This is a genomic window from Rhizobium leguminosarum (genome assembly GCF_002953715.1).
Taxonomy (GTDB): domain Bacteria; phylum Pseudomonadota; class Alphaproteobacteria; order Rhizobiales; family Rhizobiaceae; genus Rhizobium; species Rhizobium leguminosarum_V.
Genome location: NZ_CP025015.1, coordinates 309059 through 331085, shown reverse-complemented (window position 1 = coordinate 331085; position 22027 = coordinate 309059). Strand labels below are relative to the sequence as shown.

Here is a 22027-nt window from a genome sequence, read left to right as displayed (position 1 = left end):
GTTTGACATAGACAGATATGATCCAAGCGTATTACTCGGAGGCACTTGCAGGATCTCGACCTGCCCTCGACAGAATACGGTTCGCCGAATGCCTGGAAAGGATGTGGGACGCTCGATAACCGCACGAATACGTCGACCGCCAAATAGAGAGCTTCGGTTGGCCACTCACCGATCAATAATCGGAAGGTCGATGTAACAGTCGGCATGGTGAAACGTGAGGAACGGCGGCGGACCATCATCGGGAACGTTGGCGAATGTACCCTTGACGCTGCCGGCCAGAACCACTCTGAGACGGTAACCGGTTGGAACGAGAGCTGAAATCGGCTGCAAGGTGAACGTCAGGATTGCGGACTCACCAGGGGTGAGCGGCTTGGCATCTTTCTTCAAATAGCTGTGCTGCGGTCCCAGCATGCTGAGTGGTGAGTCGGTCCATACCTTGCGATGCCGAGCTCGCAGGTTTCCCTCGGTGAGATAGCAGGATACCCCGTCCGGCCTAACGGCCTCAAGATAGACAAAGAAGGCGCCATCCTCTCGTGTCGAGGTGACGTCCAATTGGATAACGGGATGCCCGGTAACTTCAAGCTCCCGCGTCAGGGGCTCACTCGTATAAGCGAGGCGCACCGCATCGAACTCTCGCCGATCGCCATATTCGACCTGATCCATCGATTCCAAAGCGCCACCGTTGGTTTCCCACCGGTTTGAGATTACATCCCCCAGTTCGGGATCCACCTGCAGCGTGTCGAAGCCAGTCTTGTCGACCGATGGGCTCAGAAGGGAGCCACTTGCCATGTACAAACGTTGACGTGTCGCTGGGATCGGCCAGGAGCGGGTTGATTTCCAAGCGCTCTCCCCGAGCGTATAGTAGTGCAGGATCTTTCCTTGTTCGCCGACCGCTTCGCCAGCGAAGCAGGCGTCGGCGAAGCGGATCCAGCTTGCCTCCTGGGCCGCGAGGGAGGGAACGATTTCTTCCCCGGCGGGACGGAGTGGGTCAGTGGCGACGCTGGCACCGTGGTTCCACGGGCCGATGATTACGGCCATCGGATTTGACTGCAACAGGAATTGGCGAATAGATCCTTCCGCCGATACAGAATCGAACCAACCTCCCCAGTTTTGAATTGGGACACCAGAGCGAGATATGCGGTCTGCCGCCGTCTGTGGTGACCAGTCAAACCCGGAGGAGTCCAGGCCAAAATACTCGTCCTTGTCCATGCTCTGCTGCAGAGGTGGGCGAGAGGGCACTCTCTCGTGGTCATGCAATGCTGCTGCTAGTTCCGCCTCCCCCCCAACTGGACGAATGCCTTGGGAAGGCTGGCTTTCGCCAGTATTCTTGGAAAACACATTGTGGTTCAGGTTTTTGAGTTGGCTGTCCCACTGAAGCTGGGTGACATTGCGGACTCCGCCTGGGAAATCAATATCTTCATAGATACTGTAATCAACAAAACGCGTCACAACCCCTTTCAGCGCTGGATTTCCTAACGACGCCATCCAGGTTGCGGAGTTAGCCGTGTAGGAAAGGCCATAGCCGACCACGTTCCCAGTGGACCATGGTTGAGCAGCGATCCAGTCCAAAACGTCGCTGAAGTCCAAGATCTCATCGTGAGTGCGATGGCCTGGCCATTCGCCGAACGAAGCCCCGGTGCCACGAACATCTCCAACGACTACGGCGTAGCCATGCGGCACAAATAGGTCGGCATATTTGTTGGATGGCTCGCCATTCTTGCCGCGCCAGTAACACGTCATCACCAGAATTGTATCGCGCTTCGTATTGTCGAGATCACCCACCGGACGGGTGACGTCCAGCGCTAGCCGCACGCCGTCGCGCGCAGGCACATACACCGATTTCAGTGAACCCACCTCGTGCAGCCGCGTGGTTTCGCCGCGCAGATTCAAGCCAAAGATTGGCCCGTGTGTTTCTTGCGCATGGGCAATCTTTGCCGATGAAAGCACACTGGTCTCCGTTGGTGGACGATTCGACACGATCATTGTTCCTCCTAGCGGGCATGTGGCTGCATATTCCGTGATTACCCCAATTGGACCGAGTCTGCAACATGTGTTCTACGCTGGAGTATTTAATGCAATTGTATCATTATTCTGACGACCCGTTCCACCTGCCCCGAAAATGTCACCGGGTCGGAAGTTGTAACGCTCGCGCTCGGACCGATCAGCCGGCGTTTTGTCGAGACCCCAGAGACCGCCGGGTAAGCGCAACCGTTTCACGGACGAACAGATCGTCGGCATCTTGAGGAGCACGAGGCAGGTGCGCCGGTCTCTGAGCTTTGTCGCAGCGGCTTCAAGGTGGCGCAGCGACTACAAACGATCACCGGCCCACTCGGATCTCCGGTGGATGAGACCTGACAAAGTTGCTCAGTCCATTAACTCGCGACGGAATGCGGCGGCGCGCAGCCGAGATAGCTCGAGACCGCAACCCGCCGCTACCACGCCAAAAACACCAACCAAAAACCACTGGATTGAACTCAACTGAACAAAGCTTGTAGGCAAGGTCACCCGCCCGGTCGGAGTGATCGTAGTAACTGAGAGCCAGCCGATGAAGCTGTGGCGGCCGCTTCGCGAGTGTCCGCGATCTTCAAACTCTGATTTGATCCCGCGGGCCTGCCAAGCGTATTGCGGAAATCATCAGTCTCGCTGCTAGTATGAGCGATCGAATGTTATCACCATCTTAATCGGTGGGCTTCGTTCTTCGAGCCGACAATGCCGAGCCCAGCCTGCTGCTGGTCGGAGATGAGCGCATCCAGTCATCGTGATTGCGATTTTGCGATGAGGCTCGCCGCCGGGAAGCTTGTCGCATCTGGTGCCAAACGCGGTCGAGGCATACGCAACGCACCGATAGGCCTTCCTTCTCCGTAGCACATGCGCGTTGGCGCGTGACTGATCGTGTGCTCCTGCACATCTCGCACCATCCTGCCTCCGGGCTCGATCTATCGCAGCAACGGCGCCCGTCCATCGAGGAAATCGCTGACGGCAGTTGTGAACTGCACAAGGTCGCGTTTCGTTGTCGGCAAACTCAGCGCCGTCATGCCGCGGCGGGCTAGGTAGATTCCCGCGTCGAGCATGTCGAAGAAGAAAAGCTCTTTTAGCGCTTCCTCCCTCGGGGTGCTCGCATATGGGCGTTCGATCCCACCCCGACGGAAATGGACCGTGGCGAGCGAGCCGAGGCCATGGAACTGCAGCGTTGCGCCGGCCTTTTCGCAAATCCCGTTGAGTTGTTCGCGCAGGCCTTCCCCTAGCGCAAACAGGTCGGCGGCCGCTGCTGCGCTGAAAACCTCTCCCATTGCAGTGATGCCTGCCGCCATGGACATTACGTTGTTGTTGAAGGTGCCGGCATGAGGCACCTTGGAGACGAAGATCTCCATGATGTCGTACCGCCCGCCGAAGGCGCCGAAGCTCATGCCGCCACCGATATATTTTCCCAGCGTGGTCATGTCAGGGAAGATACCGAGACGTTCCTGCATCCCGCCTGCCGACATCCGCGATGTCATCACCTCGTCGAAGATCAGGATCGCACCTGCAGCGCGTGTAGCGTCGGCAACGGCAGTCAAAAACAATGGATTGGCGGCGATGCAGCCCCCGCTACCCAGCATAGGCTCCACTATGACCGCCGCAAGCTCGCCTGCTGCCGAGCGGATGGCCGCGACGGTGCCGTCGATGTCGTTGTAGTCACATAACGTCACCGGAAACGGCGCGTTGATCGGGTTGAACCCGGTGGCAGGGTAGTACAGGAGGCTGCCATGATATCCGCCGCGAAACGCAATGATGCGACTGCAGCCCGTAACAACTTGCGCGACGCTGAGCGCGATCACGTTGGCCTCGGTGCCACTGTTGGTGAAACGGATCATGTCAATGGACGGAAAGCGGCCGCAAAGGATTCTTGCAAAGCGCTGCTCGGCTTCCCCCACTGCGGCCAGGCTCAATCCCCGCGCCATAGCCTCGTGTAGGGCCGCTTGGATGCGGCTATCGCTGTGACCAAAAAGGCCGGCGGTGTATTCCCCACATAAGTCCAGATAGATGTTGTCATCGACGTCCCAAAGTAGGCAGCCCTCTCCCCGTGTCATAGCGGTTGGAAAAGGCGTGTAGGCAAGTACGGTCCGGGTGTTGCCGCCAGGGAGAACTTTTGCCGCCTCGCTATGTAGCGCCGCACTCTTCGGACGCTTCGCAGTGTATCGCTCCCGAGCTTCAAGCAGGGCGGCATCGAGGGAGGAATTTAGGTGGGCGGTGCTTTGGAGCATCACGATTTCGATTTCACATTTGCGAAGCTGGATAACGCAATTGCAGGTCCGGTATACTCAATGCATACCGCACAACGCGTCAGGCGGAAGAATTTGGCGGCACATTGCACGCCAAAAGAATTGACGTAGCCGCGCAGCGGCGTTTAGTTTCCACTGCAAAACTCTTCGAATGCCGCACCATCGAGCCTGTACATCGTCTCATCCTTCGCCGGTTGGAACCCATGCCGAAGATAGAAGCGAGCACCCGCGTGATTGCCATGATCGACGGTTAGGCGGAGGTAGTGGTAGCCTTGGTTTTGAGCGGTCCAGGCGACGTAGCGCAGCAGCTTTTCACCAATTCGGGCGCTGCGGCATTCTTCATGGACGAACAGGTCCTGGATGTACAAGCCCGGCTTGCCCATCCAAGTGGAAAACATCGGGAAGTAGAGACAAATTCCCGCGATCCCACCGTTAGCCTCAGCCAACATCACAGTAAACTCGCGCCGAGGTCCAAAGCCGGCGGTTTCAATGTCTTCCCTAGTGCTTTTCAACCGTCTGGGGATGCCGATTGACTTGGCGAGCGAACGAAGCGCCCGCAGAATCTCCTCGCTGTCTTTGAGTTCGGCAATGCGAAACGACACTACAGTGGACATAAACTACCCTTTCTGCACCGACGGTTAATTGCGGTGGGCATTATAGCGGTCAGGAAACGACCTCAAACAGCGCCGCGGCCCCCATACCCCAACCAATGCACATGCTCACCACGGCATATCGCGCGCCACGCCTGCGCCCCTCCAGCAGCGCATGGCCAACAAGGCGTGCTCCGCTCATCCCATAAGGATGACCGATCGAAATGGCGCCACCGTTGACATTCAGCTTAGCCGGATCGAGTCCAAGCTCGTCGCGGCAGTAGACCAGCTGCGCTGCAAAAGCCTCGTTGATCTCGAAGAGGTCTATGTCGTCGACCGAAAGGCCATGCCGCTTGAGCAGGGGCGGAATTGCGAGCGCTGGCCCGATTCCCATTTCCTCAGGAGCGCAGCCGATGGTTAGCATGCCGCGGAAGACACCAAGCGGAGTGATGTTTCGCGAGGCCGCTTCGGGGGCGGACATCAGGACGCAGGCGGAGGCGCCGTCGGACAGCTGGGAGGAGTTGCCAGCGGTGACCGTCGAGCCCTCGCCGATAACGGCTGGGAGCGCGGCCAAGCCCTCTAGAGTTGTGCCCGCCCGGTTGCATTCATCGCGATCTAGGTACACGGATGCGATATTTTCCTCGCCCGTCTCCCCGTTTTTCAGAAGCTGCTTAGCTTCGACTGGAATCACCTCATCGGCGAATCGTCCCGCTTCCTGCGCGGCGGCGGTGCGCTTCTGGCTGATTAGCGCATATTCATCCTGGGCCGCACGGCTGACGTGATACTTGCGCGCAACAAGGTCCGCCGTTGCCAGCATTGGCATATAGTATCCGTCCCGAATCGTCGGAATGCGATAATTGGTGGCGTTCCAATTATCGTTCTGCACCAGCGATACACTATCCATACCACCGGCCAAGACTACCTCACTGTCGCCGGACCTGATTTGGTTCGCGGCCGTCGCGATGGCGGACAGGCCGGACGCACATTGCCGGTCGATTGTAGCGGCGGGCACACCGTCAGGAAGACCTGCGGCAAAAATGGCGTGCCGCGCAACATTGATGCCGCTGGTGCCCTGGGTCAATGCGCAGCCGAGCGTGAAATCCTGCACCTCGCCGCCCTCCAGTCCCGCTCGAGTTAAGGCGGCGCGGATGGAATAGGCGGCCAAGACTGGCCCTTGCGTCGCGTTGAAAGCGCCGCGATAGGCCTTGCCGATCGGAGTACGGGCGGTGGACACGATGACGGCGTCGCGCATGGTTTTACACTTTCTCCAGTCCGCACCAGTCGGCAATAAATAAGGCGGTCGTTTGGGTCACGCGCCGGACCGAGGCCAGATCGACGCGCTCATTGAAGCCATGGACTGCGTCGGCCCGCGGGCCATAGACCAGAGCGGGCATATCAGCGTAGAGGCCGAAGAAACGGGCATCCGTCGTGGCGGTAATAGCCTCGTGTTCCAGTGGCTTGCCAGCGACATGACTATGAGCTCGGTCCAACGTGGCCAACGCTGCGTGCGCCGCTGCACTCTTGTCGTCCTTGAAGGAATAGCCTTCGGCCGCGAAGCCGTTATAAAAAATTTCTGGTGGGCTTCTTGCCAAAGAGGGATGGTTCCGGGCCGCATCGAAAACGGTCTCTTCGATCATTCGGCGCACATCCTCGAGGGAATGTCCCGGAAATACCCCTATGCGCGCATCGACAACACACCAGGCAGGGACGGAGCTGGCCCAGTCCCCGCCCTCGATCTTGCCGATGTTGAGGTTGAGAGCATGGCTGTGATCGACATAGTCATGATGGCGGCATTCCATTGCATTCAACTGCCGCTCCAGCCGGTGCAGCGCCTCAAACAGCGGGATGGCCGCTTCGATAGCGTTTGCGCCAGAACCGGCATAGGCGACATGGGTCGGCAAACCCCTCAGGTGCACTTGAAACCAGATAACACCAACTTGTGAGGACACGAGCTTTTCGGCAAACGGCTCCGGGATAAATGCTGCATCGGCGCGATAGCCACGATGCAGGCAGGCGAGCGCACCGTTTCCAGTACATTCTTCCTCGACAACGGACTGAAAGAACACGTCGGCGGCAGGGCGCAGGCCGAGATGCTTCAACGCCTCGATTGCAAAGAGATTCGAGGCCAATCCGGCTTTCATGTCACCCGCGCCGCGGCCGTACATCCAGTCGCCATCGATGTAAGGATCGAAGGGCGGGCGGTTCCACATATCTAGTGGCCCGGTGGGCACGACGTCGATATGGCTGTTGAGGATCAGGCTGCGTCCGCTACGGGTTCGGCTACGCAGACTACCCACCACGTTCACAGCATCCTCGTAATTGCCTATGACTGGTGAGAAGCCGGGAAGGTTTGATATGTCATTCACGTCGATTTCCCAGCGATCGACGTCAAAGCCGCGATCAGACAAATCTGTGGCAACAAAATCCTGTGCCGATTGTTCTTGGCCTCGGGTCGAAGGATGGCGCACCAGTTCGGCTAAAAATTCCAGTTCGCTCTCGTAGACCGAATCGACGGCATGGAGGATAGTCGTCCTGTCCATTTAAAACCTCGGCAAATCTTGATTTGGAACATGGAAGGCCGTGCCGGTGACGGCCTCTAGTGCGGCAATACTGGTACCAGCAGCGATCTCGCGAAGGTACAAACCATCGGCGGCGACGTCGAAGATCGCCAAGTCGGTGTAGATCCGGTTCACGCGACCCGCGGCCGTGAGCGGCAAATTGCATTGGCTAAGGATCTTCGGATTGCCCTTGCTGTCGGTGTGCATCATGACAACGCCCACCCGACGCGCTTTCTGCGCCAATTCTATCGCCCCCCCCATCCCTGGCGAGAATTTGCCGGGTATCTTCCAGTTCGCCAGATCGCCGTTTACCGCCACCTGAAAGGCGCCGAGGAGGCTCAGGTCTAGCCGCCCGGATCGGACGATGGCGAAACTTACTGCACTGTCAAAAAACGCAGTGCCAGGTATGATCGAGACGTAGGCGCCGCCCGCATCAATCAGGTTGCGGTCGGCCTCCTCTGGCGACAAGACTGGGCCAACGCCCGCGATGCCGTTTTCCGAATGCAGGCAGACGGGGGTGCCAGGCGACACATATTGCAGGACCTCGGTCGGCAGGCCAATGCCAAGGTTTACAGTCATGCCGCCTCGAATATCGGCGGCGGCGCGCTTCAACATTCGCTCTTTAGCGTTTGACGACACCGTAGACCTCCGGCAATTCATTGAGTTCAACCACCGCGTCGACGAAGGCTCCGGTCAGGTGGACATTCTCCGGCTCAAGCGCGCCGAATGGAACGATTACCTCGGCCTCGACGATGGTCCTACCAGCTGCCATGGCCATCAGCGGATTGAAATTTCGGGCAGCGGCTGAAAACGTGAGGTTACCGAAAGCGTCGGCCTTGTTGGCGTGGACAAGCGCGAAGTCTGCCCTCAGCGCGGGCTCTACTACGCCCGCCTTGCCGGCTATTTCGACGCGCTGCTTGCCCTCCGCAATTGCTGTACCAAGACCTATGTCGGAGATGAAACCCATCATTCCGGCTCCGGCCACGCGGATGCGCTCGGCCAAAATCCCTTGTGGGACGAACTGCACCTCGATCGTGCCCTCGTTCATCAACCGCATGGCCGTCGGGTTGAGACCGATGTGGCTGGTGATCAATTTAGCCACTTGGCCATTTTCAAGGAGCCAATCAACGCCCATGCCGGCTTCATTGGCGTCATTCTTGATCACGGTCAGATTGCGAGGTCCCCGCCTGACCAGCTCACGGATCAGACAGAACGGTGTTCCAGGCACACCGAAGCCGCCGAGCATCACCGAGGCACCGTCGCCAATGAGGGAGATCGCCTCGCCAATTTTACTGCGTTTATCGGGAAGTGGCACGAGAAACATCCATCTTAATGAGCGGAGAGCGTCCTCGCTCCGGCACGTTTATTTAACTTTGCCCGGCGGCAAGCGATGTCCGTCTGCCGAAGACGGCGCACCCTACCGCTGGATTTGCTCCAGAGGGCGGCTGAAGCGCTCTTTGCCATTAGGCCTCTCTTGGACCGAGCATCTCTGCTTGCAAGGCATAGTGCAAACAGATATCCATAATTCCGATCATTGACGGAATTTATGATGCGCCCATACGAAGAGCGATTCATTTGGCGGCTCGATTGGAATCTGCTGCGCACTTTCACGGTGGTCGTGGAAAAGGGTGGTATTACGCGGGCAGCGGAATTCTTGACGCTCAGCCAGCCTACGGTTTCAAGTGCGCTGAAGCGGCTGGAGGATACTCTCGAGAAGAGACTTCTAGATCGACGGCCCGGACATTTTGCTCTGACGCCGGCGGGCGAGACCCTCTATCGGGAATGTTGCTTGCTTTTTGGGGCGGTTTTACGTCTTCCAGGGTTGATGGCTACGGCTGAAAGCGTGGTCACCGGGCACATTGCTATCGCGATGACGAGCCATGTGATCTGTCCTCATTTCGACGAGGTGCTGGCGCAATTCAACAGTGCGTTCCCCAAGGTAACATATTCGATAGCGATAACCGACAGTGCCCAAGTCCTCAGTCGGATAAGGCAGAACCAGGCTACGTTGGGATTGTGCCTTATGCGCGAGGACGATCCGCTGATGGAAAGCAGCGTCCTTTTTCGCGAGTTTTTTGGCCTATTCTGCGGACCGAGACATCCGCTGTTCGGCATTAGGGATACTGCCCCTGAGGCGTTAGCGGGTCAGCCCTCGGTGTCATTCCAGACCGAAATCGAAAATGGCCCTCTTTATATGGTGCGCCAGCTGCGCGAGCGGGTCAACTTGCAACCCGAGCCACGCGGTGTTTCGGCAAACCTACCGGAGGTCCGGCGTATGATCGTGAACGGACTGGGTATAGGCGCCCTTCCCGTTCACATTGCACGCCGAGACGTTGATGCGGGACTTCTTTGGCAGCTACCGCCATGGGATGAACTGCCCCAAATCGATATTCATGTTGTGGTGAACCCTCGCAGAAGCCTTAATCCAGCTGAGTCGGTGTTCCTTACAGCGGTTCAGGAGATGATTGCAGCAACGCCGCTCGAGGAGCGTACCTACTCATAAGCGTGCGAAGTCATGAACGCATGTCGGCAGGTGTATCTTTTGGTGCGGTGTAGATTCTGTTAACGCAGTGCTTCTCACAGTGAACGGGAGCTGAGCAGCCGTTGCAGCCAGGCAGTCCATGCGAGCCCTAAATGTTTGATCCCAGGCTTTGATGGAGCATCCTTGTCTTCCGAATCAAAGGATGCGCTATGGGCCAGGTTCTTCATGGGAGCGCCACGACGACAGAGGCAGTCCGTCGAGCGATACAACATAGTCAAGAGAGCCTGAGAACGCTTTCGAGGCGTTATGGGATAATCAGAAGACCGTCGCCAAGTGGCGGAAGCGATCCTCGGTTGCGGACCTTCCGACCGGCCCGAAAGAGCCGAGATCGACGGTGCTTTCCTTCGAGGAGGAGGCCGTTATCGTTGCCTTTCGCCGGTATACGCTGCTGCCGCTCGATGACTGCCTCTATGCACTGCAGCCGACAATCCCGCATCTCACGCGGTCTTCGCTGCATCGTTGCCTGCAGCGCCACGGCATCGGCCGCCTACCGGATGTCGAAGGCGATAGGCCGGCGAAGATTGAGGAGGATAGAAAACGATCCACTGAATCGTTTTCCCGACGAACGTTCAAGAGCTTACCCGATCAGCTACTTCCACATCGACATTGCCGAGGTGCGCACCGAACAGGGCAAGCTGCACATGTTCGTCGCCATCGACGGAATCCAGTTCACCACGCCCGGCGCTGGAGGAAACTGGTTCACTGCGACAACACTCACGTAAAAATTGGATCGGTAAATCCCGCATCCGTCTCGTACCCTTGGGCGATTTCCGCCAATGGTCCGTGGGTCCTGGTCCTTGCCGTTAACTGCGAACATGTCGGCGCCTGCTGATGTCCGAAGTTCCCCACGCTGTAGAGGATCGCTCTGCCCTTGTATATCTCGATGCCTCTCTGTTGGTGTGGTCCATGCACAATATTACGCATCGACCCCAGCATCGGCCATTTGGCGCTCAAAGGATTGTCATAATGGCGGCTGCGGCTCCGATTGCCTGGCTCATGCCCATGATTGGCGACGATGCAGCATTCGGCGAGCTGCTTTCTTTGGCGAGTGTTGCGCAGCATGTCAACGACGTCTGGGTTGGGTAGGTAGCTGTAACCTTCATCTTTAGGTAACATCGTTACGGACGCGAAGAGCGGATTGGTTGGTTGCAGCTGTTAACCGACCCTGTTGCTCTTTCAATCGAGAGGACTGCCTCGGGAGGACGGCCGCCGCCGTGCAGTGCGGTCAGGCGATTGCCCAATTCCTTGTCTGCTGCCGTTAGTCTGTGGTTTAGACGTAGATAGTCAGTCCATGTCGGCGTTTTAAACGCCTCTGTCCATAGAGCAGGGATCTGTAAGTTTCGCTGGAGAGTCCAGTTCCGAGCGCCCGCTCGGCTTTGAATGCGCCGCTGCTCGCGCATGCATTCGAGAAACGCGTCCAGATGCCGCTCTCCTATGACGTAGTCGACCTTGACCACGATGGGCCCGCTTCTCGGCTGGAGGTCGAGTGCGAGCGGCGGCGCTACAAACGAACAGGCCTCATGATCCATTTCCTCCCACAATTCTATCGGCAGCAGGAATGCAACCCCTGCTGTGAGAAGTAAAACCATGGCGGCGGCTAGGAAAGCGGTGGTCAGTGCGAAATTCTGGGCAATGGCGCCCCAGACCCAACTGCCTACCGCCATCCCGCCGGAAGAAAGGGCATAATAGATTGACAGCGTGCGGCCGACGACCCATCTCGGGCTCGATAATTGTACTGAAATGTCTACTCCGGTCCAAGTGAGGAGCCAACCTGCACCACCGACAGCCAATGCAAGGGCCGCGCACCAGATCGAGGACGTCAAGGGTAGGACGAAGCAGCATACGGCACAGGCGACGGATGCGATAGCGATGAGACGGTCCTGGGATAGAAGGCGCCTGAGATGGCCGGCGGCAAGCCCGGCGCTGAACGCACCTATGCCAAACGCAGTCAAGAGGGCGCCATAAGTGATAGGACCCCCGGCGAAATGATTGCGGACGATCAGAGGCAGCAGAGCGAGAATCGAAATGCCTGCAAAGCCGAACAATGTGCCGCGTGCAATCGCCGCTCTGATTTGGATCGACATTGCGGTAAAGCGCAGCCCATCTTGAATGGCTGTTAGAACACGCTCAGACGGCAGCGAGGAAGATTTCACGTGCCATTTTGAGCGCGATACCGCAGCAAGCGGCACTAGTGGATTGATTCCAACGTTTGGTGCCCACGTTTGACGGCTGCGATGATCTCATCGGGGTCTGCTTTCCAGATGAATGGCTTTGGTTCGTGGTTGTGTTCTTTGACGAAGCGGTTGATGGCCGCCTGCAGGTCAACGACGGAGTGGAAAACGCCGTGCTTCAGCCGCCGGCGTGTCAGTTTTGCGAAGAAGCCTTCGACAGCATTGAGCCATGAGCACGATATCGGGACGAAGTGGAAGGTCCATCGTGGATGCCTTGCCAGCCAGGCGCGGACCTTCGGCTGTTTATGCGTCGCGTAATTGTCGAGAATGACGTGGACCGCCTTATCTTTCGGCAGCTCCGCCTCAATGGCGTTGAGGAACCGAATAAACTCCTGATGCCGGTGGCGCTGCATGTTTCGGCCGATGACCGATCCGTCGAGAACATTGAGGGCGGCAAACAGGGTGGTCGTGCCGTGGCGCTTGTAATCGTGGGTCATTGTGCCGGCGCGCCCCTTCTTGAGCGGCAAGCCCGGTTGGGTCCGGTCGAGCGCCTGGATCTGGCTTTTCTCATCGACGGACAAGACAATGGCGTGGGCCGGTGGCGAGACGTAGAGACCGACGACATCGTGAAGCTTCTCGGCAAAAGCCTTGTCGTTGGAGAGTTTGAAACTGCGCCACCGATGCGGCGCCAGCCCATGCTCGTGCCAGATCTTGACGACGGAAGAGGCCGCGATCCCAACGGCATTTGCCGTGGCACGCACGGTCCAGTGCGTTGCCTCCTGTCGAGGCGGTTCCAGCGTCAGCGCAACGACCTGCTCCACCACGTCGCTCTCCAGAGGCGCCATGCCCGGAGGCCTGCTCTTGTCGCGCAACAGGCCATCGACCCCCTCGGACATGAAACGCTCCTGCCAGCGCCAAACGCAAGGTTTGGACTTTCCCGTCGCCTGCATGATGGCGACCGTTCCCAGGCCGTTGCCGCTCATCAAGATGATCTTGGCCCGCCAGACATGCTTCTGCGGAGACGTTGGGGCAGCAATGATGGCTTCAAGCCGAGAACGGTCGGCGGCGGTGACGTCAAATGTGATCCCTGTGCGCATCCCCAACCGTCGCACAATCCCAAACGGTTGGGAATCTCAGGACGGAATCTTTCGTCGCGATCAATCCACTAGGTCGCTGAGAGCTGCTAGCACGAATGCGGTAAGAGGCCCCAAAAAAGCAAGAATTGGCCCCCCGATTGCCGGCCCTGCCGCTCGAACAATGTTATACCCAACCGACATCAAGGTGACCGCCGCCGGAACGTCACGCTTCTCCAGGATGTCGCCTACAGAGGCGTGCCAAGCGGGATCATTCACCGCGAAACCGCATCCCGCCAGGAAGCCTAGCCCTAATATCAGCCAAGGACTGACGAATCCCAGTGCAACGGATATGGCCAGCATCAGCGAAGAAAACGCGATCAAACAATGGCCGATGAGCATTACGCAGCGTCGGCTGAAACCGTCGGCAATAGCTCCTGCGAGGATTGACAGGAGGAACGCCGGTAGAGTGGAAGAGGCCGGCACTAGCGCGACCATTACATCGGAAGCGGAGGTCGTGGCCATCAGCCAGCTGATTGCTGTCGTCTGAATGAGCCATCCAAGGCTTGCGATTTGTGTGGCCGTCCAGATTGAACGGAACACCTTATTTCGGAGCGGGGTGAATGCTGTCGAAGTGACTGAACTCGATTTTTCATGCCGCATATCTCTTTAGCTCTCATCCAACGGCGATGCTGCGAGGCAGCAGGATATTCGGTGCGAAACGCCAGGTCTCGAATGTCATGGGTGCGGCGAAGCGCTGGCGGAGGTTTCCGCCAGCCTTCGGAATTGAGCCCGCGCTAGCGAGACGCCAGGACCGTATCGCAAGCGGCTGCATGCGTGTGCACCTTCTCTGAGGTGCCGGTCGGCGTCTTTTGGATCAGCGGTTGATTCCTATTGGATTCCATTTCCAAAATACCGCTTGTGGGCGACATCAAGGATGCCATTGATCGAACTCGAGTAGCTGTGTCCCGCAGCCATCGCGGCTAGTACATAAGGGGAGCTCCTGCTGAGACCCGGCATTGAGTTGATTTCTAGAACAAAAGGTTTGCCGAAACGATCGATCCGAAGATCTACGCGGGCATAGTCGCGGCACTGGCAAGCATGGAAAGTAGCAATCGAAATATCCCTCAGTGATGCCGCAAGTCTGCTCCCGATTATCGCCGGGCAAATCTTTGGCGGCTGCGCGGCCGTCAGGTACTTCGCTTCCCAGGTCAAAATTTTAGTGTCGAGCTTGGCGAGATCGTGCTCCACGAGAGGAAACACCTCGAGATCTTCGTTTCCAAGCAGCGCTACGTTGATTTCCCGCCCCTCGATGTATTCTTCCACGAGCGAATCTTGCGCATACTGAGCGTCGATCATTTCGATTGCCGGCCTAAGTTGAGCTGCGTCATGGACGACTCGCAGCCCGAAGCTGTTGTCCTCGTGACGCGGCTTCACTACCAACGGAAATTGCAGATCGCCGGTGCTCTCGGTGCCGCGACGCATGACGCGAAAGTTCGGCGTTGGCACGCCACTATCGCGCATAAGCATCTTGCTGATGACTTTATCGTCCGTCAGCCCATGCCCGAGCGGACTAGATCCGGTATACGGAACACCAGCCATTTCGAGCATTCCTGGAACGTGGGTGAAACGGTACTCGCCCTGTATTCCTTCGGCCAAGTTGAAGACCATTCCCGAGGGGCGGCCGGTTAGCGGATCGGGTGGCATGAACTGCTCAACCACAGCGAGTAGTGTTTTATTCCCTTGACACAGCAGCGTCTCGTGGCCGCCTTCTCGCAGCGCCGCCAGCACATTGTCAACTATTCGTCCCTCCGGCGGCCACGGTTGCGGCGGCTGCGGATATGGCTGGCCGAACCGGTTGATTACGCCCGTGAATTCGCTATTACACACGACGGCTATTAGCATGGTCATACTCCAACGAAAGAACACGAGGACAAAACGCCGTTTAATTGGCAACCTTCCTCGATTCGCTATGTATCTATCGGCATTTACGCCCAGCGCTCTGACCGGGCCACATGACTGTAGCAATCGGCGTGCCAACGATGACGTTCCGCGAAATGAGGCTCCAAAGCCACGTGTTACCCGCGTCGCCGCCGTAAATAGTAGTACTTGGCTGTCGCTTTCGCACCCAAATGTCTTAAATCTCACAAAGTCGAAGAGGAGCAACCGGGCACGTCGATCGGACCTGACTAAGCGCCGGCGCCACACAAGCCTTGATGCCACGTTGCATGGTGGCCCTTGAGTGAGTCACAAGGATTGTGCTGACTTTCGGCTGCCGGTCGTGGCCCTCAAACATGATCCTGTCCAGGCCATGGGTGACACATTCGAAGACGCACGAGTGCCTTTCGCACAGATGTTGTTTCAGGCACGGAGCCCCGCGGAAGCAGCGGAACTATCCATCGTGGTCCAGCACCTCCAAGAAGTGTTCGGTCGCGGTGCCCTGTCGATTGGATGTGCGAGCTCTGGGCCTATTGCAGCAGAGAGGACAGTGACTAGCCGATCGTGCTTCTAGACTACCAGCCGTCCGCTGCGCCTTCCTCGGAGATCACCGGGCATACTGATGTCCGATCGCGATACCGCTCGGCGCACACTGAGCGCCGCAATTCATCTTGAGCCCGCGCCTACGCTGCACTTGAGTTGCAAGCTCACATGGATCCCTTCCTCAGCAACACAGCCCATCTAGCTTCTCGATGGCTGGAATATCGATTTGATATTTGCCAAGTCTGAAAGAGCTCTCCAATTTTCAGCAACGAACCAGTCCTAAGCTGCACTGTTTCCAGCTCTACAACATCAGGAGATGCTGAGACCCGCGAGCTAGGCTACTCAACGCTCAATGGGAGGCACATCAATGAAAACTGCGAACTATTCGCGTAAAGCCGGCATCATCGTCGCCATACGTCCCCTGTCTGGAGACAAATGATGGGAGAGCAAATTTTGCACCCGCCGCTTCCTCGTGCCGAGGCGCGAATCCGCGTCCTTCATGAAGATGTCACGACTGATAAGTTCGGCTGGCTTCGCAATCGCGAAAACCCCGATGTGCTCCAGTATCTTGAAGCAGAGAACCGTTACGCGGAACAGGCGACAGCGCACCTGGCGGAGATCAAACAGCAACTGGTTGCCGAAATTAAAGCGCGTAAAGCCGGCGGTGGTAGTCATCCTGTTTTGACAGTGGGTCCCTTTGAGTATTTTCGGATGCAGGAAGATGGCCTGCCTCATCCGGCATGGTGGCGCCGGCCGGTAGCGGGAGGCCCTGACGAACTTGTAATGGACCCAAATTTGATACCCCACGCGGCTGTCTTCTTCACGCTTGGCATTTTCGAACCAAGCGATGACGGACGGTATCTAGCGTATAGTTTTGATGTCGTTGGCGATGAGGGTTTCGAACTTAGGGTGCGGGATGTTTCTAGGGGCCAAGAAGTGTGGCGAGGCCCGGCAAGGGTAGGCCAGGCAGTCTGGGCCGCCGACAGCCAATCACTCTTCTTCTCACAGGAGCGCAGTGACAGGCGCCAGCATGATCGGATCGTTCGTTTCGATGTGGAGGCCAGCAAATCCGAGGTTGTCTTCGAAGAATCAAACGAGCGGCTGGCGGTAGTGGTTCGGCGATCGCACAGCGGCGCTTGGCTGTTTCTCAACGTGGTCCCCGGTTGTGACAACACGCTACGCGTTCAACGAGGTGCCGCGGAAGTGTGGTGTCTCGCGTCGAACAGTCCGAAAGGGAAGTGGCGCCGGATCGTGGCACGCGATCTAGGACACAAGATTTATGCTGAACATTGGAACGATAGATTCCTGTTCCGTGTAGACGACAATGGCCCGGACTGGCGAATGGTGAGCGCGCCAACAGACGACCCTTCGCCGTCGCAGTGGAAAGAGTTTGTTCCTCATCGAGCAGGAGTGACCCTAGAGGAAGTTCACGTGTTCGATCAGGATCTGGTTTCCCTTGAGCGAGAAAACCTTAGACCTCGGCTTGTCGTATATGGGCGAACTGGAGAGGTTAAATCTGTCATCGTTCCCGAGGCGAGCACGTGCACGTTGAAAGTCGGAGTTTCGGCAGGAGGCTCTTACTCGGTGGCGCGGCATCGCTTCTGCAGCTCACAGCTTATCTACTCCGTCAGTTCGTTTATTAGGCCGGACACATTCACCGAATACGATATGGAAAACGGCCGATCGAAAATCGTTTATCAAGCCAAGGTCCCGAGCTACGACGCCTCTCAATACGTTGCAACGATCATCATGGCGGATGCCGAAGACGGGGTACAGGTGCCGATTTCACTGGTCTCATGCCGGGACCGACAGCCCGGCGGCCCGGTTCTCCTGAACGTCTACGGATGTTACGGCACGACAAGATGGCCCTCCTTCTTCTCCGCACCCTCATGCCTGGATGAGCGCTTGAGTCTTCTTGATCGAGGGATCGCCTTTGGCATCGTGCATGTACGGGGGGGCGGAGAGTTCGGGCGTCGCTGGTATGATGCGGCCATTCGTGATCGAAAGACCGTCACCTACACAGATTTGATCAGATGTGCCGAGACTCTCGTTGAGAAGGGCTATGCTTCGCGCGACGGAATTATCATTGAGGGAAAAAGTGCTGGTGGAGGTACCGTGTTGGCTGCGGCCGCATTGCGACCTGATTTATTTCGGGCCGTGATCGCGGAGGTTCCAGTTGCCGACATCATCGACACCGAGCTGGACTTCAACATGCCGTTCGCGTTGGCGGAGACGGCGGAATACGGAGACCCGCGCGCTCCGGACGAGTACAGTTACATGCGGACGTACGACCCATACTACAACCTTGACGCTGATAGACCACTCCCGCCAACTTACATTGACGCCGCGCTCGATGACAGTCAGGTACTATATCATCAACCTGCGAGGTACGTCGCACAACGCCGCTCCTGCACGCCCAACCGCGACCCTGCGCTGGTCTTTAGGACCCGCATGCTCGGCGGTCACTCCGGATTCTCACACGGGCCCGCGGTAGTGGAAGAAGCCGCATTCCGCCAAGCTTGGATCCTTGATCGAGTCAATCTTGCAGATAGCTTGAAATGAAGCAATAGCATAGCCCGTCCAGCGGGCCGAGCGATGCTGACGTCCTAGGTCTCCGCAAGGCCTTTATCGCATCTCAGCAACTGAAGTGCACGGCTAGAGCTTTGTCAAACGACGAAGTTAGGCTCGATATCTTTCGACATTCACGATCGTATGAGAGTGTAAGTCTCTGAAAGATATCAGCGATCTTGTTTCGATATGACCACATATCGAAACTCTATTTGTCAACTCCATTCGGCGTAGCCAGTTTGCTCGCCGGAGAGAGGCGCGCCCTCGAAGCGACCCAGCGACACCTGTTCCACGTCGTTACAGCTAGGGTCACGGACACGATGAAATCAAAAACAAGTAGGGGAATTTAGACAATGAAGATCTCTCGGAGAAACGTAATGAGAGCGAGCATGGCGATAGGAGCGGCAGCGTCGTTCCCGTCCCTACTCCTTGCGCAGGCATCGGCCGGAGGAGAACCAGTGAAATGGTCCCATGGCGTGCCGCAGGCTTTCGATCCTTACACTACGACAGACGTAGATATCGGCGATTACGCCTTTGGTGTCTACGATATGCTCTTCGGCCTCGATTCAAAACTCGTACCACAGCCGCAAATGATCGGGGATTGGAGCGCTTCGGACGACAAGAGGACTTACGCTTTCCAGCTTCGAGACGGACTGAGCTGGCACGATCACACGCTGGTTACCGCTGCGGATTGTGTTGCCTCAATTCGACGTTGGTTCCAAACACCAGGCGGGAGTCTGGTGAAGCAGCGGGCGCAGGATGTTTCTCAAAATGATGACAAAACCTTCATCATCACCCTTAAAGAGCCACTTGGTTTGCTGATTGATCAACTCGCGCAAGTCAGCACCTACCCGCTGTTCATCATGCGCGAAAAGGACGCAAATCGTCCGCCAAGTGAAGCGGTCACCACGCACATCGGATCGGGACCATTTAAGTTCAACGAGGAGCTTTTCGTACCTGGGGCTAATATTACGTTCGACAAGTTTGAAGAGTATGTTCCCCGTAGCGAGGCCCCTGACGGACTTGCCGGTGGAAAGATCGCCAGAGTCAGTCGTGTCATCTGGAGCGACTTCCCGGATCAGCAGACGGCCGTTTCAGCCTTGCAGGCCGGAGAGATCGATTTCCTTGGTGCGCCTCCAGCCGATCTTTACCCGTTGATCGAAAGCGATCCGAGCCTTGTGCTCGAGGATCTGTTCAAATCAGGCTACAACTATTTTCTCCGCATGAACTGCCTGCAAAAGCCGTTTAACAACGTCAAGGCGCGGCAGGCGATGTTGCACCTCATTAACCAGGAGGCGTTTTTACGCGTCATCAATCCATCGCCACAATACAGTCGTCCCGTCAAATCGCTGTTTGGGACCGGCACAGCTTATACCAATGAAGCGAACACGGATTGGTACAAGGAGGGTGGTGACCCGGAGGCGTCCAAGCGGCTTTTTGAGGAGGCCGGCTACGCTGGCGAGAAGGTCGTTATCCTCGATCCCACCGACTGGGGAGAAGCGCACAACGCTTCGCTGCTACTCGCATCGGAGATGCGCAAGATTGGGATCAATGCGGAGCTTGCATCGACTGACTGGGCTGGCCTTGTTACCAGAAGGGCCAAGAAGGTTTCTGTGGACGAAGGTGGCTGGAGCATCTTTATTTCCTCTGCAACTGATTTCCAGTTCGGCGATCCGACAACTGCGGCCTGGATGGCGATGAACGGAGAGGAAAGTTGGTTCGGCTGGCCTGAATCAGCCGAATACGAGGCGTTGCGTGCAAAATGGCCGGACGTCGAGACACTCGACGAACGCCAAGCACTCGCTCGCGAAATGCAGCAGGTTTGGTGGAACTACGCGAGCTTGATAAGCTTGGGCCAGGTTGTATCACCCGTTGCTCACCGGAAGGAGCTGACCGGCCTTGTCGGTCTGAAGACCGGCAATGTTCCGATGTGGAATATGGAAAAGGGGTGAGTCTCTTGGCGTACTACATCCTTCGCAGGTTGATCTCGGCCATCGTCGTCATGGCGATGGTCGGGATATTCATCTTCCTTCTCATTCGGCTAACGCCTGGAGATCCAGCAGCCATCATTGCCGGGCCGACTGCTAGCGAGCAGATGGTCGCCAGCGTTCGAGAGCAACTGGGGCTAAACGAGCCGCTGCCAGTACAGTTTGGACAATGGGCACAAAGCACTCTGCGAGGCGATTTCGGTACCTCCGTCTTTGCCGGACGTCCGGTCCTTCAACTCATGAAACAAAGGATTGAGCCGACGCTATCAGTGTCGCTTTTGACATTGTTCGTTTCAGTGGCAGGCGGAGTGACGTTCGGTATTCTTGCTGCTTGGCGAGCTGGAGGTTTCGTCGATCGCGCTCTCACCGTGTTTTCGGCACTCGGCTATTCTCTTCCGGTTTTCGTGGTCGGTTATTTCCTGGTTTATGTGTTCGCTATCCAGACGCGACTGCTCCCGGTTCAAGGCTACGCACCGATCGGCCAAGGCCTAGGGCCATGGTTCGCTCATCTCATCCTCCCGACTGTTGCGCTCAGTCTTCCCTATATCGCCTTCATCGCCCGGATCGCGCGGGCGAGCATGCTCGAGGTTTTGTCGGAGGACTACATGCGCACGGCCGCTGCCAAGGGGGCATCGCCCTACTCCATGTTATTTCACCATGCTTTGAAAAATGCAGGGGCACCTATCGTCACCGTGATTGGTCTTAGTTTTGCCTATCTGATTGGCGGGGTCGTACTCACAGAAACGGTGTTCAATATCCCGGGAATCGGCCGTCTCGTTGTCGATGCGATCAACAATCGAGATTATCCGGTCATTCAAAGCGTACTTATCGTCATCTCAGGAATATACGTCCTGATTAACTTGGCGGTCGATCTTGCTTACACGCTCATCGATCCTCGGATTCGGTACTGATATGTCTTTCGCTGTTTCGTTACGAAGCCCCGGGCAATGGGGTCGGTTTCGAGTCTCAACCCTCGCCCGCCATGCTCGAAGACACCCCCTGGTTCTGATCGGCGGTGGCCTCTTGGTGATCCTGATCGCTCTGACGCTCGCAGCTCCACTTTATGCGGGAGATCCGTTGAAAATGGATCCGTTCGTCCGCCTGCATCCTCCCTCGGCCGATTACTGGTTGGGGACGGATAACCTGGGCCGGGATGTGTTCGCTCGAACAATTTACGGCGCGCGTATCTCTCTAACGGTCGGTTTAATATCGGCCCTCGTTGCGGCTTTCGCCGGGCTTCTGATCGGTGTAATCGCCGGCTACATTCGAAGCTTCGATAACATCATCATGCGCGTGATGGACGCTTTGATGTCGATCCCGACGTTCTTGCTTGCAATCGCGCTCATCTCGCTCACCGGGACGGGAATTGGCATTCTGATTATTGCTATCGCCATCCCACAAATTCCGAGCGTGACCAGACTTGTAAGGTCAGTGGTCCTAAGTGTGCGTGAACGCGCATATGTCGAAGCCGCTGCTTGCGGCGGAGCGCGGCTGCCAAAGATTCTGTGGCGCCATATTCTGCCGAGCACTCTGCCGCCGCTCATGGTCCAAACCGCGGTTGTATGTGCGGACGCGATCATGACAGAAGCCGGGCTGAGCTTCTTAGGCGTTGGCGTACCCCCCGAAATCTCTAGTTGGGGGAATATGATCTCCAGCTCACGGCTGTACCTGGCAATTGCTCCATTCACCATATTCGCACCGGGCATCTTTCTTGCGATCACAGTTCTGGCGGTAAATCTATTTGGGGACGGTCTCCGCGACTTGTTCGATCCTCGCGCGAAGAGGCGGCGCTGA

General features: G+C 57.1%; 15 protein-coding genes and 4 pseudogenes. 7 read left to right on the top strand and 12 right to left on the bottom strand.

Going from position 1 to position 22027, the window contains the following annotated elements; translation table 11 throughout:
• Positions 1–165: 165 nt before the first annotated feature.
• A complete protein-coding gene (locus CUJ84_RS33850) occupies positions 166–1983 on the bottom strand; it encodes a CocE/NonD family hydrolase (protein ID WP_105009882.1) in 1818 nt (605 codons plus the stop codon).
• 190 nt (positions 1984–2173) lie between these two features.
• On the opposite strand from CUJ84_RS33850, the pseudogene CUJ84_RS39460 reads away from it, so the two are divergent.
• Positions 2174–2283 (top strand): annotated as a pseudogene (locus CUJ84_RS39460) (transposase); the annotation flags it as partial.
• Positions 2284–2936: 653 nt separating this feature from the next.
• On the opposite strand, the gene CUJ84_RS33845 reads toward CUJ84_RS39460, so the two are convergent.
• The 6 genes from CUJ84_RS33845 to CUJ84_RS33820 all read right to left on the bottom strand — a co-directional run bounded on the left by CUJ84_RS33845 (position 2937) and on the right by CUJ84_RS33820 (position 8734).
• A complete protein-coding gene (locus CUJ84_RS33845; protein ID WP_105009881.1) occupies positions 2937–4244 on the bottom strand; it encodes an aspartate aminotransferase family protein in 1308 nt (435 codons plus the stop codon).
• 143 nt (positions 4245–4387) lie between these two features.
• Positions 4388–4876 carry a GNAT family N-acetyltransferase gene (locus CUJ84_RS33840; RefSeq protein ID WP_105009880.1) on the bottom strand — a complete coding sequence of 163 codons (489 nt, stop codon included), beginning with the start codon at positions 4874–4876 and terminating at the stop codon, positions 4388–4390.
• A 49-nt stretch (positions 4877–4925) separates the two neighbouring features.
• Complete coding sequence (locus CUJ84_RS33835) at positions 4926–6104, bottom strand: thiolase family protein (RefSeq protein ID WP_105009879.1); 1179 nt, start codon at positions 6102–6104, stop codon at positions 4926–4928.
• Positions 6105–6108: 4 nt separating this feature from the next.
• Entirely contained in the window at positions 6109–7392 is a 1284-nt protein-coding gene (locus CUJ84_RS33830; protein WP_105009878.1) for an ArgE/DapE family deacylase, read from the bottom strand.
• Positions 7393–8025, bottom strand: coding sequence for a 3-oxoacid CoA-transferase subunit B (locus CUJ84_RS33825; RefSeq protein WP_105009877.1), 633 nt, complete (start codon positions 8023–8025; stop codon positions 7393–7395). It lies immediately after the preceding gene.
• A gap of 7 nt (positions 8026–8032) precedes the next feature.
• Positions 8033–8734, bottom strand: coding sequence for a CoA transferase subunit A (locus CUJ84_RS33820; protein WP_105009876.1), 702 nt, complete (start codon positions 8732–8734; stop codon positions 8033–8035).
• A gap of 225 nt (positions 8735–8959) precedes the next feature.
• Here CUJ84_RS33820 and CUJ84_RS33815 point away from each other — a divergent pair, with 225 nt between their 5' ends.
• On the top strand, positions 8960–9913 hold the full coding sequence (locus tag CUJ84_RS33815) for a LysR family transcriptional regulator (protein ID WP_105009875.1): 954 nt from the start codon (positions 8960–8962) through the stop codon (positions 9911–9913).
• 188 nt (positions 9914–10101) lie between these two features.
• Positions 10102–10611, top strand: a pseudogene (locus CUJ84_RS33810) (IS481 family transposase); the annotation flags it as partial.
• 55 nt (positions 10612–10666) lie between these two features.
• Here the strand turns inward: CUJ84_RS33810 and CUJ84_RS39455 are convergent.
• The 5 genes and pseudogenes from CUJ84_RS39455 to CUJ84_RS33785 form a co-directional block, all read right to left on the bottom strand.
• Positions 10667–11014: a CapA family protein gene (locus CUJ84_RS39455; RefSeq protein WP_158687004.1), complete on the bottom strand. Its 348-nt coding sequence runs from the start codon at positions 11012–11014 to the stop codon at positions 10667–10669.
• Between the two features lie 56 nt (positions 11015–11070).
• Positions 11071–12153: pseudogene (locus tag CUJ84_RS33800) on the bottom strand (MFS transporter); the annotation flags it as partial.
• Positions 12141–13220 carry an IS630 family transposase gene (locus tag CUJ84_RS33795; RefSeq protein ID WP_105009872.1) on the bottom strand — a complete coding sequence of 360 codons (1080 nt, stop codon included), beginning with the start codon at positions 13218–13220 and terminating at the stop codon, positions 12141–12143. The gene CUJ84_RS33795 and the pseudogene CUJ84_RS33800, both read right to left, overlap by 13 nt.
• A gap of 69 nt (positions 13221–13289) precedes the next feature.
• Positions 13290–13859, bottom strand: a pseudogene (locus tag CUJ84_RS33790) (MFS transporter); the annotation flags it as partial.
• Between the two features lie 228 nt (positions 13860–14087).
• Positions 14088–15101, bottom strand: a complete 1014-nt coding sequence (locus CUJ84_RS33785) for a D-alanine--D-alanine ligase family protein (protein WP_105009871.1) — start codon at positions 15099–15101, stop codon at positions 14088–14090.
• 1014 nt (positions 15102–16115) lie between these two features.
• On the opposite strand from CUJ84_RS33785, the gene CUJ84_RS33780 reads away from it, so the two are divergent.
• From CUJ84_RS33780 to CUJ84_RS33765, 4 genes are all read left to right on the top strand, one after another.
• Positions 16116–18239, top strand: a complete 2124-nt coding sequence (locus tag CUJ84_RS33780; protein WP_105009870.1) for a prolyl oligopeptidase family serine peptidase — start codon at positions 16116–16118, stop codon at positions 18237–18239.
• A 359-nt stretch (positions 18240–18598) separates the two neighbouring features.
• On the top strand, positions 18599–20197 hold the full coding sequence (locus CUJ84_RS33775) for an ABC transporter substrate-binding protein (RefSeq protein ID WP_199788876.1): 1599 nt from the start codon (positions 18599–18601) through the stop codon (positions 20195–20197).
• A gap of 5 nt (positions 20198–20202) precedes the next feature.
• Positions 20203–21144: an ABC transporter permease gene (locus tag CUJ84_RS33770; protein WP_105010020.1), complete on the top strand. Its 942-nt coding sequence runs from the start codon at positions 20203–20205 to the stop codon at positions 21142–21144.
• 1 nt (position 21145) lies between these two features.
• On the top strand, positions 21146–22027 hold the full coding sequence (locus CUJ84_RS33765; protein WP_105009868.1) for an ABC transporter permease: 882 nt from the start codon (positions 21146–21148) through the stop codon (positions 22025–22027).